A 17741-nucleotide genomic window follows, 5' to 3' on the forward strand; every position below is an offset into this window, starting at 1 on the left:
ACGCGGAGAAAACAAAAGCCCCGATGTTTCCATCGGGGCTTTCTTTTAGACAGGACTATATAATTTCAGAATGGTAATCGTAGAACGATTTAGGCGTCAGCACGTTTCAGGTGCACTTCTTCTTCGGCTACGCCTGCCATTGGATCGTTGAAGCGAGCTTCATCCAATGCGCCTTCTGATTTTGCGACAATGACGGTTACTGCACTGTCACCAGTGATGTTTACCGCGGTACGAATCATATCAAGAAGACGGTCAACACCCATGATGAGCGCGATACCTTCAAGAGGCAGACCAACTTGATTCAATACCATGGCTAGCATTACAAGGCCAACACCAGGGACACCCGCAGTACCGATAGATGCTAATGTAGCTGTCATGATTACCATTAGGTAATCGCCCATAGTTAAATCAATATTGAAGGCTTGAGCAATAAAGGCGGTTGCTACACCTTGCATGATCGCCGTGCCGTCCATGTTCACGGTTGCACCAAGTGGTACTGTGAACGATGATACGCGGTTCTCAACCCCCATACGGTGCTTAGCCGTTTCCATTGTCACTGGAATCGTCGCGTTTGATGATGCGGTCGAGAAAGCAAACATGATCGCATCTTCCATCTTACGTAGGAACGTAATTGGATTTAGACCAGTGAAACCTTTTAACATTAAGCTGTAAGTGACTAGGCCGTGCAGGACAAGCGTACCCGCCAGTACTAAGAAGTACTCTGCCAGATTGACGATTGCGCCCAGACCAAGACCAGTAAATAGCTTCGCCATTAAGAAGAACACACCATAAGGCGCTAAGTTCATCAAAATCGCTACCAGTTTCATGATCACTTCATTCAGATCAGAGAAGAACGCTGCAATACGTTCACCAGGTTTGCCTGCTGCGCTGATCGCGATACCAAATAGCACCGCAAACACAATAACTTGCAGGGTTTTACCTTCAGCCATCGCACTGATAGGGTTGGTTGGGAACATATCGATGATCACCTGACCCAAAGATGGTGCTTCTGCTGATTTGAATGAACTTGCTGCGGTTAGGTCAGCGCCAGCACCTGGCTGGAACAGAGTACCCATAGTTAGAGCAAGCGTAATCGCGATAGCCGTTGTTGTAACGTAGAAAGCGAGGGTTTTACCACCCATGCGACCCAGTGTAGAAAGGTCTTTGAGGGAGCTAGTACCACAAACTAGTGAAACAAACACTAGAGGGACTACGAGCATTTTTAAGCTGGCGACGAAGATCTGTCCACCAACTTCAAATAATCCATTAACAATGTATGCGTCGACAAATCCGTTGCCGGCAAAAAGTGTGCGAATTGCAAATCCTGTCAAGATACCCGCTACCATACCCAAAATTACGCGGCTGGTTAGCGACATCGGTTTCTTGGTATTCATGAGAACACTCCTTATAGTTATGCACCTTGAGTTCACTTCAAAGCGGCGAGCAGAGTAGCAGTGGAGTGAGAAAATACGAAAGAATAATCCTCTAAATGGTTAATAGATGTGAACTTTATCACTAATAAAAATAGAGTTTTAACCAAACCTTAACTATTTGACTGGTCGAAAAGTTTGTATTTTAACACTTTTATCGAACATACAACCGATAAGAAGGAGTGTTTACATTTATTTTTAGTAGTAAATGGAGTGCATATTATCTCTAAGGAATGTTGCTCTTGCATAACTATCTAGATTTTATTCAGGCTAGAAGCCGTCTCTTTTTGACTGTTTTTGTATTGGGCTGAACACAAGGGGCTAACGAGCCGTCTATGCCCCTGCTTATGTTACCTATCCGCTGAATCAATGATGGTTGGTCAATGTAGATAATTGGAGGTGATCCCAACTCCAATAATTCTGATTGGTATTGCTAATACCCCCAACCCAATAGCATTGCTTCGCTAGCATGAAGCCTTCCAAACAATGCTGACCAGCCTCAGTGATATGGACGCTCTGTTCCCACCAGTCCCTTTCACGTGACTCAATCGTGATTAAAGGCTTTTGACATTGTGCTAGAGGGAGGAGTAAGGCGTAAAACATCACATCGCCCAGGTAAGGTAGAGGTTCACATTGTTGATATTGCTCAAACCAATCTTTGATGAGAATTGAATGATTTTGAGAACTTAGGACCTTTAATGCAATCTGCTGAGTCAAGCTTAATCCTGTTTGTAAATGAGGTAACTCTTGCATATGGCGTATTAGCACGTTGAGCATATTGGGTAAGCAATCTAGATCATGCTGCTCGATCAAATTAACCATAGAGATGGGTGTCGGTGATGTGACAGCGTGCCAGGAATGTTTAGCCTGACTGAATAATTTGGCTGTCACGGGTTTACGGTATTGCCAACAAGCGCGAATAGCCTCTTTAGGCAACTGCCCCAAACCCATGAATCGCTCAGTGCCAGGGAACTGGTTCAACTCAATGATCTCTATCACCTTGTTTTCTACATTCTCTAACAAGGTTAGGGCACGAAGCAGCATTAATTGGTCATAGCTGTCATGTTCGACCCAAAAGACGATTCGTTCAAATGTATCACTGAGCAGCGTATCAATATTAGCTTGCTCAAATTTGACAATATCCTGCACTGAATCTTCACGCTTCATCACGGGCAGCAGAGTCTCTACGACATATTGGGCACGAATGGCAAGGAAGTTTTGTGGTGTTGCTGGTATGGGGCCAATACAAAGCGGATCTATTAGGGCTAAAAATGTTCCCTCGAATCCGCTGTCTTTAAGCCGTTGCTGAATATCATGCCCACAGCGGACATGGAGCGTTTTTAGCTCGCTATCAAGAGGAGGGAAGTGTTTTTTGATGGCGTCTTTGTGAGCTTCTAACTCTTCGACATGCGCTTTTAATTTACTCCAACTTGGTAAACCTAATTCTCTGGCTAGCGAATGTTGAACGTCAGCTAATTGAATTGTATTGGGAGCTAATGATTCTGGTTTGGAGTGAAATCGCTTAACTCGATCCAACATCTCATCATCGTGTTGACGTATAGCTTTGAGCCTTTTTTTAGCAACGGATTTTTGTTGGTTAATGTTGATTAAGAAGCTATTTGTAGAGTTCATTTTTCACCTTTCTTATCTCTTCCACACTCGCCTAAATAGAAGCTAAAAGAAGGTAAAAACAGATTGTGCCTGCTACACAGAGCAGGGTAGAAGAGTTGCCGTGAACCAAGTTCTTTCCGCGAGTGTTGGGGGCTTTAGGCGTGAGCAGACTGATAGTAGAGTTTCACAATCCATCATGCAACCATTCATGAGAGAGCCGCATCACAAAATATCAGCCCCATTAAAGAAGTGCTGAATAGTTTGACAGCCAATGCCTATGTAGATGTTAACGACCATCCGTTTTCTAGTAGATATGCATTACAGGATCCAGTAATAAAAAAGCCCTGCTAGGTCTAGCAGGGCTTTGTAATACATGTAGATATTAATTACTCGCTCTTGTAAGCGTAGTTATAGTAACCGTAACCATATCCGTATGAGTTTGACGCTTTCTTCTCTACGGCGTTTAGAATTACGCCTTTTACTTCCACGCCGGATTGTTCAAAGCGGCCTTGTGCGACTTCAATTTCCTTCAAAGTCGTTTGATCAAAACGAGCTACCATCAGTGTTGTTCCTGCGATTGCACCAACAATGCTTGGGTCGGTAACCGCGAGTACAGGCGGCGTATCGATGATCACAAGATCGTACTGCGCCGACATTTCGTCAACAAAGCTCTTAAAGCGAGGATGCATCAAAAGCTCTGACGGGTTTGGTGGTACTTGGCCACGAGTAACCACATCTAGATTGTCGATGGATGTTGATTTAATGATATTGCTATGGGATGTCTTGCCGCTCAAATAATCAGAAAGACCGTTATCCCAACGTAAACCAAAACATTGCTGCAAATAACCTTTACGCATATCCGCATCGATAAGCAGTACTTTCTGACCTGTTTTCGCAGCGACGGCTGCAAAGTTTGTCGATACGAACGTTTTACCGATAGATGGTGCTGGACCTGAAATCATAAGAACATTGTTCTTCGCTTCCATCATCGCAAAGTGCAGGCTAGTACGAAGACTACGCAGGGCCTCGATGGAAAGATCGGCCGGGTTAGCTTCAGCAAGAAGGACTAGCTCATCGTTGCTGCCTTTGTTTCGTTTAAGCTTGTTTGCAAATTCCAGTTGTTGAATAGATTTTGGAACGCTAGCGTAAACAGGCATACCAATCTGCTCAATTTGATCTGGTGTTTCTACACCACGGTGGAATGCCGCACGAATTAATACGAAAGCCACGCCTGTCATGCCGCCAAGCAGTGTTGCTAGCACAACGATAAGCGCTTTTTTCGGCTTGATTGGCTTAGAGAACGATTGAGCGTTATCTAAGATTCGAACGTTGCCAACGGTTCCTGCTTTAATGATGTTGAGCTCTTGAACCTTGTTCAATAGCTGGATGTAGATTTGTTGGTTTACTTCTACATCGCGCGTCATGCGTAGAACTTCACGCTGTGTTTTCGGTAACTTTTGAACTTGTTTATTAAGACGCTCTTTCTCTTTGAGTAGCGTCTCACGTTTATCAAGCAGAGACTTATAAGCCGGGTGATCTTGTGTAAAGCGCTGGCTGATTTCACTCTCTTTGAATGTAAGCTCATTTAACTGCGCTTCTAATTCAACCATCACTTTCAGCGTTGATTGAGCTTCAAGGCCTAAGTCGATAGATTCATTTTCTTGACGGAATCGATTTAAAACGTCTTCAGAAGCGGTCAGTTTTGTTTTGATGTCTGGAAGGTGGCCTTTCAAGAACTCGAGACTTTGCTCTGCCTCTGCTGAGTTTCTTTGAACGTTTTGCAAGAAGTAGTTCTGGCTAATGTCGTTCAAGATAGCTTGAATCTTAGCGCGATCTTCACCAGAGAAGCTTAAAGAAATAATCCCGGTTTGCTTACCACGTTCGCTAATCGATAAGTTTTGTTGCAGTGCATTGATTGCATCTAATTTGCTGACTTTACTCACGGTAAACGATGCGCCGTCTTGCGCTATCATTTCTGTAGCTAAGAATTGATAGCCGTTCTTTTCAATGAGCTCGCCAACCTTACCTTCTAAAATGACGTTATTGTCATCTTCTATAAGTTTGAACGTCTGTTTTTCAGAATCAATAACTTCGAGAGTTAGAGGAATTCCAACTGCGTAAGAAGGGGTATTAAATCGTGAAACGCTCAGACTGATTTGTTCGCCTTGCAGTCGAGCTAAGCCCTTACCGATGATAGGCATGTAATTCGGAGAGACGACCGTGGTTAAGTTGAACTTATCAACTGTACCACCCAAAATCATACGAGATTTAATGATCTCAATTTCTGTTGTCGCTGATGACTCTGCTGAAAACAGCTCTCCCATATCACCAACCATCGCTGAAATACCACCGGAGCTCTTACTTTCAATTTGGATAAGAGCGTCAGCTTTGTAGATAGGTGTTGATAGAATGGCAACGCCGACGCCTATAATTGAAAATAGGACTACGGTACATAGAATGAGCCATTTGGCATCAAGAATGATCCCAAATAACTTTCCCAAGTCGATCTCATCGTCGGCTTGACGTGATTGCTTAATAGTTTGTGTTGTCATTACTTTAACTTCTTAAATACCTTGCCATTGGCGTTTATTTATTTAGCCTTGCGGCTTATAGTTTTTGAGACCACGCTTTTGCTGCTTTTTCTATAAGCGTATAAGCATGTTCGAAGGCTTCTCTACTTTGTCTGTATGGATCAGGAATGTTTTTTTCACTTATCCATTGTCCAAACAGCATCGTTTTGCCTCGTGCCTCAGGAGCGACTTTGGTTAAGGCTTCTAAATGACCTTTTTCCATAACCAATATCAGATCGTATTGAGCGCAAAGCTCAGGTGTTAATTGTCGTGCTTCGTGTCCATCTAAGCTTACGCCATGTTCATTCGCGATGGTGGTTGCCATATCATCAGCAGCTTTTCCTGTTAAATGACTTTTATCCACCGCGATTCCCGCTGACGCGACATGTTTGTTTGGTAGTAAAGACTGCAAAAGCCGCTCTCCTGTTGGAGAGCGGCAAATATTACCTACACAGACGACAAGAATATTAGAAAACAAATGCTTACCCTACTTTAAATTGTATGCCTATGATCCCAACTGAATTGCTTGCTTCTTTATATTGCACAATTGAGCTACGTAACTATTGAATGCATGCCGCAAGAGATAACTTTCTTGCGGCACGTCGTTTTTACGGCCAAGTGCGTACTCGTAGTACACCTTCGGTTAATTCGTTAAAGCCGGAAATGGTTGGAACAAGTTGAGCAATAACGCGGTTCCAACGGCTAACAGGCGCGGCTGTTACATAGACTATGTCGTATGGGTTGAGATCAAACTCTGTTCCAATCACCAAAGCAGAAGCATCAGAAACATCCAACTGATAAATGTCCGCCATTTTAGCTTCTTCTTTTGAACGTCTGATGACGAAGACGCCAGTAGCATCGGCGGAGATTTCATTAATACCACCAACGCTACTTAGAGCTTCAGTAAGGCTCATACCGCTGCGATCAATTTTGAGTAGCTTCGGATCGTTAACTTCGCCCATAACAAATACTTTTTGCGCATCGTTACGGGGAATATGAACAATATCACCTGGCTTTAGAAGACGGTTTTGAGTTAAGTCGCCTTGTTGCATCAGAGCGTATAAAGAGACATTTTCAACCACACCGTTTCGCGTCAGTGTTGCATTACGCCAATCGGCTTCGGCTGCCAGTCCGCCTGCTCTATTTACGGCATCAAGAAGTGTAAGAGGAATGTTTGTGATTGGTTGTTGCCCTGGCTTGTTCACTTCGCCAGTCACATAAGTCTTTTTAGAACGAAAAGCTGCAACGCTTACATCGACTTGTGGGCTCTCAATGTATTTTGCAAGACGGTTGGCAATGTCTGCACGAATTTGGCGAACGTTTTTACCTTCAACGTGTACAACGCCAATGTAAGGGTAGAAGATCGTGCCATCTGAGTGCACCCAGTTACCTGCTTCGGCTGAACTACGATATGAGCCAGCTGGGATCGTGAGCTCTGGGTGGTCCCAAATAGTAATATTTAAGATATCGCCAGGTCCTACTTCGTATTCATACTTGGCGATTTCAATATCTAACTTTGGATTTGGCTTTGAAAAAGGATCTATTGAATTTAAAGAGGTCACTCGCTCCAAAGTTAAAGGATAAACCGTAACCTGCGATTCTATATCACTCGATTCAGTGCTCATTACTGTTTTGTCACTGACCGAAAGGTGGCTACCAGGCAGAGTACACCCTGTAAGAAGGATAGGAAGTACTGATATCCCCAAAAATTTATTAAATGTGTTCATTGGTTTATAACTACCGAAAGAAAGTTTGCCGACTGAAATTGGTTCATTCTAATTGAACTGCATTTCATCAATGTTGACGATTTACTGCAGTTTTAAGCCTTTAGAAAGCGAGTCCATTCAGAATTATTTGTGTAATAAACACTCCAAATGGCTGCTAGCGACTTAGAGCTCTTAGTTTCATTAATGAAGGTGTAAAAATCTGACCCACAAAAAATAGTCAACTATTATCCATCTGGTTGCAATAAAGGCAACAAGATACTTAAAAAAATACTGACGAATACATGACAAAATTGTGTCTATTTAACGTTATTGAGATGAATGCATGGTTTTGCACAAGTAAACAGGCGGGAATGTGAAAAAACTCATGCCAAAGTTGTATGTATACTATTTACACCATATGCAACTGCCGTTATGCTTCCTGTTGCGGTCGGATATAACAACAAATATTGGAGCTAATTTTGAAAATCAAACTTTTAACGGCAAGTGTGGCAGCAGTCCTACTAGCAGGTTGTGGTAGTGACAGCGACCCTGAGGTAAAAAGATACTCGGTTCAGGCTTATGACCCAGCTGTTATCGGCATGAAGGTTCAAGCTGTATGTGGTGGTGAAACATACGACGCGATTGAAAATACAACAAACTATGAAGGTATGGTTGGTGAAGCGCGTTTTGAAAATATCAATGTCGTAAATGCGCCAGGTGACTGTGCTTTCGTATTGACGCATACTGATGAGAGTAAAGACGCATCAAATGGCAAACCTATTACATCTGACTACAAAATCCCTCAAGGCTTAGCGCAGGCGGATTCATTAGTAACAGGCTCTCCATTTACGACTTTGGTTTCTAACTCTTTGAAAGAAGGTGAGGTTTACTCTTCTGATATCGCCGAAAAAGTATTCGAGAACTTAGGTATTGATATCAATGCAAGTGGTAAAACGGTTGATGAAATCCTTCGTGATACAGAGTCAGTAGTTGAAGATCTTCAAGGTGAAGGCGGTAATAGTGCACTTGCTACGAAGTTAGTTGCTACAGCGAACGTTGTATCGGATATCATTAAAGCAAACCCAACAGCTGCACCTGAAGCTGTAGCAGTTGCTGCAAAATCGATTACCGAAGAAGTGATTGCGAAAAATCCACATTACCCTAAAGCTAGTGCGGGTTCTGATGACGTGATTTACGTAGAGATTTCTGAAGAAGATACAAAGAACGTTGTTGAGCAGGTTGAAAAAGATATCGCTGAAGGTAAACCTGTAGATCAAATTAAACCAACTGTTCCTACCATTCCTGAAGCGAAACCTGGTAAGCCAATTAAACCAGAACCACAACCAGGCGATGGTACTGGCGCGACAGGCGGTAACTAAGCGAGTTTTTGCTGATAAATTCTAAAGGCCTCTTCAGAGGCCTTTTTTGATCCTATCGTACTGTGGTCATCACCTTTTAGTGAGTCCTTTACTGTTTAAGTAAGGCAGGATGTGCGGACGTGATTCGCCAGCTAGTTTACTGGTGACTTCTTGTGACCAAGTGCTTTGTTTTTGATTGCTCGAACGGTTTGCATAGTAGTTTTGCATGGTTTGGTCATAAGCCTGAATATCATCCAAATTTAGGTCTTGATATTGATTCTCATGCACCACGACATGAGCAGGTAGACGTGGCTTAACTTCAGGGGCTTGATCTGGATGACCAAGACACATACCAAATAAAATGGCTGTATTTTTAGGTAAGCCTAGTAACTCGTCGACTTTTTGAGCATTGTTTCGTAAGCCACCAATATACACGCCTCCTAGTCCCATAGACTCTGCCGCAAGTAAGCAGTTTTGTGCCATGATGCCAGAATCAACAGCACCGATAAGTGTTAACTCGGTGAAATCAGCTTGCACATCAGGATTGATACTTGCGTGGCGCTGGTAATCAATGCAAAACACCAAAAACTCAGCAGCGCTTTCAACGTACCCTTGATTCCCCGCATATTGTGCCAATAGCGTACGCTTTTCTTTATCGGTCACGCGGATAATTGAGACGACTTGCAACATACTTGATGAAGACGCCGCAAGGCCAGCTTGTAGAATCGTTTCTAATTGTTCGCTTTCAATAGGTTGCGAGGTGAACTTTCGAATTGAGCGGTGATTGAGAATTGTTTGTATCGTACTGTTCATGGTGACTTAACATCCCCTGTTACATGTAAAGGCTGAAGCCTCACCTTAGCGATATTTGATGAGTCGGTAAACTATCTCAAAAGAAAAACAATGCTTAGCGCATAAGTGTGAAGATGAATAGAGAATACATCACTCGTTCTGCTTGAGAGCGTATATACTGTTTTTAGAATCAACAATTTAACTGCAGTGGAAAATATGAAAGAACTCATCGTTCATACAGTCACGGTGTTTATGGGCTTCTTTGCGATCATGAACCCCATCGCCAATATTCCTATCTTTTTGAGTTTAACGGCTGATGAGGATAGGGAAACCGTACGTTCCATGGCGCTTCGTTCGGTTTTTATTGCATTTGTCATCATTGCGATATTTTCGATCGCCGGTAAATTAATTTTTGATTTGTTTGGTATCACGCTGTACGCCTTGCGAATAACGGGCGGTATCTTGGTGTTTTTGATCGGTTTTAATATGCTTCAAGGTGATTCGACGCATCAGAAAACTAAAGAGAAAGCGTATTCTCCAGCGCAGCAGCAGGCGGCGTTGAGCATTGCCGTTTCTCCACTTGCAATGCCGATATTAGCAGGGCCTGGAACGATTGCTACCGCGATGAACTTTGCTACGGCGGGTGGTTTTGATCAAACCATCATTACCATCGTTTCTTTTGCTGTGTTGTGTGTTATTACCTATATACTGTTTTTATTTGGAGACAAATTGGTCAAAGCAGTTGGACCGAGTGCTCTGAACGTCGTGACGAAAATGATGGGCTTAATCCTAGCGGTTATTGGTACTCAAATGTTTATTGATGGCGCGGGCGAAGCCTATAAAACTGTTTTCTCATAGGCGTCTCCATCTCGTCTAAATCCACACCTACATTTCTAGCTGGTGTGGATTTTTTGAACTTTAGTTTTCACTTTCTAAGAAAGAAATAAATAGACTTCACCTATTTCAATAATAAGAATATTCAATTGTTTTGATTGCACGAATTTCATTACTCTTTTGGCAAGAATAATGGGGGAAATATGGCAACAAAAGCAATTGTAGTGGAAGGTGGCGCGATGCGAGGTGTCTTCGCAAGCGGAGTGCTAGATGCGTTTTTAGAGCAAAGTTATAAACCGTTTGACTTTGCCATCGGTGTATCTGCTGGCGCATCAAACTTGATTGGTTATTTGACCGACTATCCGCATCGCAGCATTAATGTCATTACTAAGCTGGCAACGAGTAAACGCTTTTTTGATCCGACTCGATTCGTTAAAGGTGGGGACCTCATTGATGTGAAGTGGCTGTTTGAAGAGTCTAATCGTTTGTATCCCGTCGATGAAAATAAACTGTTTGATGGCATTCCTTTTCTGGCAGCGACGACGAATGTAGATACAGGACAGGCAGATTATTATCGCGTGACGCGTGATAATTTTCACCATGCGATTGAAGCGACAACAGCGTTACCCATTGCATACAAGCATACCCCTTGCTTTTCTGGAGGCTGCTATACCGATGGCGGGGTGGCAGATTCCATCCCGGTGCGTGAGGCTTATCGTCGCGGAGCTCGAGACATAACCGTTGTGCTTTCTCACCCGCTAAATTATGCCAAGAAGCCAGTAAAAACCACATGGCTGATGAAGAAGTTATTTGCCGAACATCCTAAAATGGCGGACGCGATGTTAAGACGTGCAGATAACTACAATCAATCGTTGGAATTTATTCGTAACCCTCCACCGGGAACGCATGTCAGAGTGATTGCACCACCAGATAATTTTCCTGTTCAGCGCTTATCAATGCGACAAACCGTTCTATTGGAAGGTTATGAAATGGGGCTGATTGAAGGGCGGGCTCATTTGGCCAATTTGTCAGGTGTTCACGGTTTAGATCGGGAAAACTGCCATTTTTGCGTTTGATAATGAAAGAGCCTCATAGCGAGGCTCTTTTTACTTAACGTTCAAAGGGCGATTTAGTTGACTTTATCCCAAGCCATTTCCCAGTGTGAACCAGTTCCTGGTTCGTATTGGTTTGCGCTTTCTTTCCACTGTACACAGTAACCAGAGTATGGGAAAGGTTTACATTGGTAAATGGCACCGTCGCTTGCAAGCACTTTTGTGCCCGCCGTGTAGCTAGATAGCCCTTCAGGAAAGACAAAATCGTACTCGCCAGATGGTGGTGGCGTTACTGACTCTTCTTTTAAGTGAAAGTCGAGCGTTTGCTGATCCACCAAGTTGCCATCTTTGTCTTTAATACGAGTCACGAGCATATGGTGACCAGGCTCTGATTTGGTTAAAGCGAGCGATACAGCCTCCACCGAACCGTCTTTCATTTCATCTGCCCAGCTTGCAAGTGGCTCACGGTGGTGATTGTACACGGTGAGTTCTGCGTTTAAATCGCCTTCAGCAGTGAGTGTCAGATCCAACGTCGTCGGTGTTGACTCAATAATATATTCGTCTGCTAAGCCATCTACTGTGAGTGAGTACTCTGGAGCGGGAGTTTCTATCTTGTAGCCGATTTCTACACGCTCAAGGCCGCTATTAGCTTGCAGATACACCGGGTTAGTACCATAAACAGGAGTGAATTTATCCTCGGCATACTGTCCAGCTTGCAGTTTAGTTTGCTCTTGGTTGATCTTCGTTGCTAGAGCGTAAGACCAATTTTTCGCTTTGCCCATGACTGCATCGGTAATTTCTAGCTCGGTTCGATAAGCTATGTTTTCACCCGCCTGATCAAATACGCGTGTATAAACCGAATCTCCAACATTTAAATCCATCGTCGGAATAATTTGACCGCCTTGCGTCCAATCTGGAATGACTGGACTGTCACCATCAAATTTCACATCGATCACGTTATAAAATGAAGCCGCTGTGTCGCCAACATCCCATACCGCCAGAATGACGTGATACCCCTCTCGCGTAGGCACATTACATTGATGGCTCACCTGTTTTGGAGGTTGAACCATATTGCCATCGACTACACAGAAAGGAGTCAGATCAAACGAGTCGCGTGATAGTGAGGCATTTGGGTTCCAATCAGGTTTGGTGATGTAATATTTCCAGTCACGCGTCACATGGTTGGCTGTAAATGTCCATTCAAAAGTCTGTGTACCTGATTGAATAGGACGTTTCACCCAGCGGTCGACAGTTTGTTCATCAAGAGCGGCAGCTAGAGCGGTTTCGGCACTTGCTATTTTTCCATCGCGAGGCCCTATTTGTGGAAAACCATCAGGACCTTCAACACTTTGTGGCTCGTATTGAATAGCACCGCAGTTATTATTTTTTTCGTTAGTATCAGGTGTTGGATACTTACATAGTGCCGCGCGACTTGCAGCGACACCATCATTGGTTTCTGATACGTAGCCGTGAGCCGCAGCACCTGAGCTAATGCTTGCAAGTGCTAACGTAAGTACGGATTTGGTTGGAAAGGATTTCATCACATGTCCTCTGTTATGGCTGACAAATTAATGTCACACCTCGGCGCATGCTGAGCACGAAGCAACGCTGCATGAATCCATACATTTGGATAATGTAGTGTTGCAACATGGCAACCCCGCTATCATGAGCATTACTTTTGATGATGGAATGCTGGCAGACCGGAAGCTTTGCGTCCCACCCTTTCGAATGGTTTGCCGAAATGTGATTGAGCAGCCAAAATTTAGCTCAAGAATTTACATGTGGAAAAGTAAACGACACTGACATGGAATCATGTTCTCAAATTGAAAGGTAACGGTACGCCAACCTCATTGATATTGTGCTTTTTTGTTTCTAAGGTATTGGTTTTGATGTTGTTTTTGTCTTTTTTATAGTTGGAGTGAATGGTTTGCTAGTTGTTGGGTTGAAGGTGGGAAGGGGCAGTATTAAGGATAGAAGACGCACCGTTTAAAGGGCGGAATATACCGCCCTCTGAATCATTTTATTTAGGCATAATGACGGTATCAATAACATGAATGATGCCGTTTTTAGCTTTCACATCGGTTGCCATTACATTTGCATCGTTGACCATGACTTTATCACCCATGGTTTTAATCATCACGTCTTGCCCCTGAACCGTAGTCGCTTTGTCCAGCTTAACAACATCGGCAGCCATTACTTTCCCTGGGACGACGTGATAACTCAAAATGGATACTAACTTGTCTTTGTTTTCCGGCATTAAGAGCATATCGATTGTACCGTCAGGCAGTTTTGCAAAAGCGTCATCCGTTGGTGCAAAAACAGTAAATGGGCCTTCTCCTTTGAGTGTATCGACTAGATCAGCCGCTTTCACTGCAGCGACAAGTGTATTGAAAGAGCCGTTTTCAGTGGCAACGTCGACAATATCAGCCTTCATCATGCCATGCTCATGAGCCTTGACGGGAAGCATAAAAGATAAAGTCGCCATCAATGTAGCCGTGATAACCAAGATACGTTTAAACATAATGTGTTCCTTACGAGTTGAGGGTACAACGGTTTCCCTAGAGAATGTCTTTGTTTGTACGCATCTAAATGAAGAGATGATCAACGAGCCCTGCTTTCTTTCGATGGTCTCACGTGTCGCGTTAAAATTCGTTTGCCTTCTTGTTTTACATCGGCCCGTTTGCGCCATGCCCATAGACGCTCCCTTGCGTCTTTAGCTGCGCTATTTAGGTCGACAATAGGCGCTAGGTAACGGCTATCCGGTTTCAAGTGGTACATGACGGTTTCCATCTGTGTCATTTTCCAGGGCTCGAACAATAGTGGGGTGGGGACCATTTGCAATTCAGGCACCCATTTATAGATGAATGCGCCATCAGGGTCATGTTCTTGGGCTTGCTTAACCGGGTTGTAAATCCGGATTGTATTGGTCCCAGTTACCCCGGCTTGCATTTGGAATTGTGGGTAATGAATACCAGGCTCAAAGTCGAGGAATAGTTGCGCTAAATGCGTCACGCCAGTTCGCCAATCCATGTTCATGTGATGAGTGAGAAAACTAACCAGCATGGCACGCATGCGAAAGTTTATATAGCCAGTCTGATGCAAACAGCGCATACAGGCATCGATCAAAGGTATGCCTGTATATCCAGATTTCCATGCTACTAACTTTTCTTCATCGAAAGTGCTACTTTGTTTAATCAACGGTTCGTAAGCCCGGTTAACACAGTAAAACTCCATGTCGTATTCCGACTCGAATTTTTGGATGAAGTGACAGTGCCAATGCAGCCGTGAAGACAACGCAATTAAGCTGCGACGAAACCCAGCTACTTGCCAGTGTTTCAATAGGTATTGATAAACTTCACGCAAGGATATATTACCCCAAGCGAGGTATGGAGAAAGGCGAGTACAGGCTGTACGAGAGGCTGTGGGACTAGAAATGCTTCGATAGTAATCACGACCTCGACGATTGAAAAAGTCCTCCAGTGTTTTCCAAGCGAGTTGGCTTCCTCCCGTTTGCATTCCTTTGCATTTTGTTAACCAAGATGACGGTGGCGAAAACGCGTAGCCGAGAGATTCTGCATCCAATGAATGCAACAAGTTGGTTTGCAGATCAAGAGGGCTTATGGAGGCTCTCATGACCAAATCCCAATGTTTGTCCCAACCCTGCCGGTCTTTTGCTCCTCTAATAACAGCACCGTGCTCGAACTCAAACCACGTGATGTTCTGCTCATGCAGCCAGTCGGCAATTTGCTTATCGCGTTCAAATGTGCAGTTGAGCCCTATTTCCTGATGAGAAAACACAGCGTTGATTTGATATTGCATTTGAATTGATTGAAAACATGCTAAGGCATCGCCAAACAGAACCGTGATGCGGTGTCCATAGGCTTTGAGCATCTCATTCATGTCTTGCAATGATTGCCAAACAAATCGCCAGTGACGCTCAGAATAGTGAGGGTTGTTTAACAGCAACGGTTCAACAATATATAAAAGTACCGTTGGGTGCTTTGACGACAATGCTTGTGTTAAGGGCTGGTGGTCAGTCAGTCTTAAATCTCGTTTTAACCACACGACATTAATTGTTTGCATCGGAATCCTCTTTGTTTCCGATGTTGTACGCAAATGATCCGAAGAGACCTCACCTAATGATCGGTTTTGTTCATTAAAACGTAGAGGTTGCTCACAAGGAGGTGAGATATGTCGATACCACTGAGTAAGTTAGAAAAGTTCTTCTACGTAGATAAATTGATCATTCACTCGCTTGATCTCGCATTGTATCAAGCATCTGTCGTAGTTGATGGGAAAGCGCAATTCATCACTGATGACAACGGTATCTTTTTGAGGGCTCATTCCCTTATCGAGATGCAAAAGAAGTGCAAGAATATCAAAGCAAATAAGCAGGTTTTAGTACATCAAAGTGCTTATGATGAGATGGTGGGGCTACCCGAAGGCAAAAGAGACAATCAACTAGAGGTTTTGGTGAGGGATACAAAATTGTATTGAAAGAGTGTTGGTGCATAGTAAAAGCGAGCCACCTTACGGCAGCTCGCTTAAAATAGAATTAGAGTTGAGCTTAGTCTTGTTTGCGCTGAGCTTCTTTTTGTGCGTACTTAGCGGCACGTCGAGCTTCTCTTTGCTTGGCACTTTCGCCACCAACATGCTGCTCGCCTCGTTGTTCTGCAAGAACAATTTGTTTTTCACGTTCGCGGAATCGAGCAATTTGTTCTTCTGAGTGTGTGCCGTGACATTTCGGGCAGCTCACGCCTTGCTCGAACAATTCTGACTGTTTGTCTTCTTCAGTGATCGGTAGACGACAAGCGTTACATAAATCGTAATCTGCTTTTTCTAGCTGGTGATTTACTGCAACACGGCCATCGAAAACGTAGCAGTCACCTTCCCACATGCTCTCTTCTTGAGGAACTTCTTCAAGATATTTAAGAATGCCGCCTTCTAAGTGGTAGACCTCATCAAAGCCCTGTTCTTTCATGTAAGCAGTTGATTTCTCACAGCGGATACCACCGGTACAGAACATCGCCACTTTCTTATGCTTTTCCGGGTCCATGTTTTCTTTTACATAGTCTGGGAATTCACGAAAGGTTTCAGTATTTGGGTTTACAGCGCCTTTGAATGTGCCGATCTCGATTTCGTAATCATTACGTGTATCGACAACAAACACTTCAGGATCAGCAATAAGATCGTTCCACTCTTGAGGTTTCACGTAAGTACCCACTACGTGGCGAGGGTCGATGCCTTCAACACCTAATGTTACGATCTCTTTTTTCAGTTTCACTTTGGTGCGATTGAATGGCTGGGTCTCAGAGTACGACTCTTTGTATACGGTGCCTGTCAAACGAGGCTCGTTGTTTAGCCACTCCAGTAGCGTATCAATACCTGCACGATCAGAGGCAACAGTGCCGTTGATGCCTTCACTTGCCAGCAGTAATGTCCCGCGAATATGGTGTTTTTCCATCAACGCAAGTAATGGCTCGCGTAGTTCTTGATAGTTATTCAGCTCAACAAACTTGTACAGCGCACAAACTACATACTGACTCATGAGGTTTCCTTTAAAAATACAGGTGGTCAACGACCTTAAAATTTTAGCGGCACGAAGTATACCTGACTAAATTAGTCGGAAATACGGACAAATTATGCGGATATTATGGCTAGGCAGGATGTAGCGGTGTTTTGATGCGGCAAAGCGTCACGCGGGTAAAATCGCTATGTGTTCAAATTATAAGCATAAATTGTAGAGAACAAGGTAAGTTGAACTCGACACTTTTGGTTTAAATTTGTACTGTGATTCCTTCTTCGGCTCTTCATTAAAGTTGTGCGCAAGAGCTACAAAATAATAATCGTATCAGTTGGCAAGGAAAGGACATGCAGCAGTTTTATATCAGGCGGCTGAGGGAAGAAGATGCTCCCTTGCTCAAACAATTACTCGTTGAACTCGATACATCGCACTATGAAGCTGAACCGAACTTCTATCGTCCACCCAAGGAATTGGCGCAACTAAGAGAATCATATGGGACCTTCGAAAAGTATTTTGACGGGAGCGTGAGCGCTTTTATTGCTTGTTCGCAAAGAAAGGTCGTCGGTTTTATCTCTGGCTCGGTTCGTAACGTTCAGTCGCTGATTTCACCAGAAAAACGCGTTGGCTTTATTAATGAGCTTATTGTTTCAGAGAGCCATCGAAACCTAGGAATAGGTTTATCGCTGATGGACAAGATGGAAAGTGATTTGTGTGCTCAAGGAATAGAAGAAATCGGCTTAACCGTGGCGTCATTTAACCATGAAGGTGAGGATTTCTATCATAAAATGGGCTACCGGGTGATGACGAAACGTATGACCAAGCGCGTAAGAGATTCGTAAAAACAAGATGGTAGGAATGAAACGC

15 protein-coding genes and 1 riboswitch are annotated in these 17741 nt (G+C 43.6%); of the genes, 5 read left to right on the top strand and 10 right to left on the bottom strand.

What is annotated here, in order from left to right; all coding sequences use genetic code 11:
- Window positions 1-89 precede the first annotated feature (89 nt).
- From ACWYVB_RS07640 to ACWYVB_RS07660, 5 genes are all read right to left on the bottom strand, one after another.
- Window positions 90-1394 carry a dicarboxylate/amino acid:cation symporter gene (locus ACWYVB_RS07640; RefSeq protein WP_005397791.1) on the bottom strand — a complete coding sequence of 435 codons (1305 nt, stop codon included), beginning with the start codon at window positions 1392-1394 and terminating at the stop codon, window positions 90-92.
- Between the two features lie 402 nt (window positions 1395-1796).
- The gene (locus ACWYVB_RS07645; RefSeq protein WP_182034846.1) at window positions 1797-3062 is read right to left on the bottom strand and encodes a DUF1835 domain-containing protein; all 1266 of its coding nucleotides are present in this window, start codon (window positions 3060-3062) and stop codon (window positions 1797-1799) included.
- Between the two features lie 365 nt (window positions 3063-3427).
- Window positions 3428-5593 carry a polysaccharide biosynthesis tyrosine autokinase gene (locus ACWYVB_RS07650; RefSeq protein ID WP_257897633.1) on the bottom strand — a complete coding sequence of 722 codons (2166 nt, stop codon included), beginning with the start codon at window positions 5591-5593 and terminating at the stop codon, window positions 3428-3430.
- Between the two features lie 55 nt (window positions 5594-5648).
- Complete coding sequence (locus tag ACWYVB_RS07655) at window positions 5649-6089, bottom strand: arsenate reductase/protein-tyrosine-phosphatase family protein (RefSeq protein ID WP_031780663.1); 441 nt, start codon at window positions 6087-6089, stop codon at window positions 5649-5651.
- Window positions 6090-6219: 130 nt separating this feature from the next.
- The gene (locus tag ACWYVB_RS07660) at window positions 6220-7338 is read right to left on the bottom strand and encodes a polysaccharide export protein (protein WP_258662022.1); all 1119 of its coding nucleotides are present in this window, start codon (window positions 7336-7338) and stop codon (window positions 6220-6222) included.
- Between the two features lie 458 nt (window positions 7339-7796).
- Between ACWYVB_RS07660 and ACWYVB_RS07665 the strand changes: the two genes are divergently transcribed.
- Window positions 7797-8696 carry a hypothetical protein gene (locus ACWYVB_RS07665; RefSeq protein ID WP_268978587.1) on the top strand — a complete coding sequence of 300 codons (900 nt, stop codon included), beginning with the start codon at window positions 7797-7799 and terminating at the stop codon, window positions 8694-8696.
- Window positions 8697-8765: 69 nt separating this feature from the next.
- Here the strand turns inward: ACWYVB_RS07665 and nfsA are convergent, their stop codons facing one another.
- Entirely contained in the window at window positions 8766-9488 is a 723-nt protein-coding gene (gene nfsA / locus ACWYVB_RS07670; RefSeq protein ID WP_006740796.1) for an oxygen-insensitive NADPH nitroreductase, read from the bottom strand.
- A gap of 195 nt (window positions 9489-9683) precedes the next feature.
- On the opposite strand from nfsA, the gene ACWYVB_RS07675 reads away from it, so the two are divergent.
- Together ACWYVB_RS07675 and ACWYVB_RS07680 are read left to right on the top strand one after the other, a co-directional pair.
- Complete coding sequence (locus ACWYVB_RS07675; RefSeq protein ID WP_046875716.1) at window positions 9684-10325, top strand: MarC family protein; 642 nt, start codon at window positions 9684-9686, stop codon at window positions 10323-10325.
- 179 nt (window positions 10326-10504) lie between these two features.
- Window positions 10505-11377 carry a patatin-like phospholipase family protein gene (locus tag ACWYVB_RS07680; RefSeq protein ID WP_317410553.1) on the top strand — a complete coding sequence of 291 codons (873 nt, stop codon included), beginning with the start codon at window positions 10505-10507 and terminating at the stop codon, window positions 11375-11377.
- A 53-nt stretch (window positions 11378-11430) separates the two neighbouring features.
- On the opposite strand, the gene gbpA is transcribed toward ACWYVB_RS07680, so the two are convergent.
- From gbpA to ACWYVB_RS07695, 3 genes are all read right to left on the bottom strand, one after another.
- Window positions 11431-12894, bottom strand: coding sequence for an N-acetylglucosamine-binding protein GbpA (gbpA, locus tag ACWYVB_RS07685; RefSeq protein ID WP_317410552.1), 1464 nt, complete (start codon window positions 12892-12894; stop codon window positions 11431-11433).
- A 106-nt stretch (window positions 12895-13000) separates the two neighbouring features.
- Window positions 13001-13101: riboswitch (cyclic di-GMP riboswitch) on the bottom strand.
- Window positions 13102-13373: 272 nt separating this feature from the next.
- Window positions 13374-13874: a fasciclin domain-containing protein gene (locus ACWYVB_RS07690; protein ID WP_317410550.1), complete on the bottom strand. Its 501-nt coding sequence runs from the start codon at window positions 13872-13874 to the stop codon at window positions 13374-13376.
- Window positions 13875-13954: 80 nt separating this feature from the next.
- Window positions 13955-15436, bottom strand: coding sequence for a cryptochrome/deoxyribodipyrimidine photo-lyase family protein (locus ACWYVB_RS07695; RefSeq protein ID WP_193447800.1), 1482 nt, complete (start codon window positions 15434-15436; stop codon window positions 13955-13957).
- A 108-nt stretch (window positions 15437-15544) separates the two neighbouring features.
- Between ACWYVB_RS07695 and ACWYVB_RS07700 the strand changes: the two genes are divergently transcribed.
- Window positions 15545-15850 (top strand): DUF6482 family protein, encoded by a 306-nt coding sequence (locus ACWYVB_RS07700; protein ID WP_006740792.1) that lies wholly within the window; start codon window positions 15545-15547, stop codon window positions 15848-15850.
- Window positions 15851-15920: 70 nt separating this feature from the next.
- On the opposite strand, the gene trhO is transcribed toward ACWYVB_RS07700, so the two are convergent.
- Window positions 15921-16901 (bottom strand): oxygen-dependent tRNA uridine(34) hydroxylase TrhO, encoded by a 981-nt coding sequence (gene trhO, locus ACWYVB_RS07705; RefSeq protein WP_085342522.1) that lies wholly within the window; start codon window positions 16899-16901, stop codon window positions 15921-15923.
- Between the two features lie 323 nt (window positions 16902-17224).
- Here trhO and ACWYVB_RS07710 point away from each other — a divergent pair, with 323 nt between their 5' ends.
- Window positions 17225-17716 carry a GNAT family N-acetyltransferase gene (locus ACWYVB_RS07710; RefSeq protein WP_104972944.1) on the top strand — a complete coding sequence of 164 codons (492 nt, stop codon included), beginning with the start codon at window positions 17225-17227 and terminating at the stop codon, window positions 17714-17716.
- Window positions 17717-17741 lie beyond the last annotated feature (25 nt).

It is taken from the genome of Vibrio sp. JZG10, from assembly GCF_054064075.1.